This is a genomic window from Streptococcus suis, assembly GCF_002960625.1.
GTDB classification, from domain to species: Bacteria; Bacillota; Bacilli; order Lactobacillales; family Streptococcaceae; genus Streptococcus; species Streptococcus suis_T.
In genome coordinates this window covers 1-579 of record NZ_POJH01000047.1, presented here as the reverse complement: position 1 = coordinate 579, position 579 = coordinate 1, and the positions used below count along the sequence as shown (strand labels likewise).

The following is a 579-nucleotide window of genomic DNA, read 5'->3' as shown; positions in this document are numbered from 1 at the left end:
GACAAGGCAGTATTCACCCCTTCTTGAACTAGCTTGTCATAAAGGGCAGAAATGTTTCCGTTCAAGGCATCTTCATAGCGTTCAACGGCCTTTTTCCACGTGAAAGAATACTTGTTGGCATCAGCTTCTACCTTGGTCCCGTCAATGAAGAGAGCCTCATCTTCAATCAATCCATTCTCTCTGAGGAGGAGAGTGAAGTAGATGAAGGCAGATTTGATGAGCTGATTGGCGTGTGTGCTAGCCCGAAAACCATTTATGGTTCGATAACAGACATAGGTATCCTGACTCAGCCATTTCATAGGAATAACTTCTTCATTCATTTGAACGATTTTCCGACCAGAGAATACCTGACGAGCATAGGCAAACAGGGTCATTTTAAGCAACATAGCTGGATGAAAGGCTGGACGACCAGTATGAGAAGTTTCTTCCAATAGAATGGATAAAGGAATAGTATCCACAAACTGACTAATCAGACGAGCCTCGTGAGTAGCAGGTAAATCCCAAGCAAGATTTAATTCCAAACTTAACTGATTTGTGTTATACTGTTTATACATTTTCATGCCTTTCTAGTTGTTTTGT

Annotated in this window: 1 protein-coding gene; it reads right to left on the bottom strand. The window is 41.5% G+C overall.

The window, feature by feature from the left end:
* On the bottom strand, positions 1-554 hold a 554-nt coding region (locus C1G49_RS09965; protein ID WP_161942114.1), incomplete at its 3' end, for a transposase.
* Between the last annotated feature and the right edge of the window lie 25 nt (positions 555-579).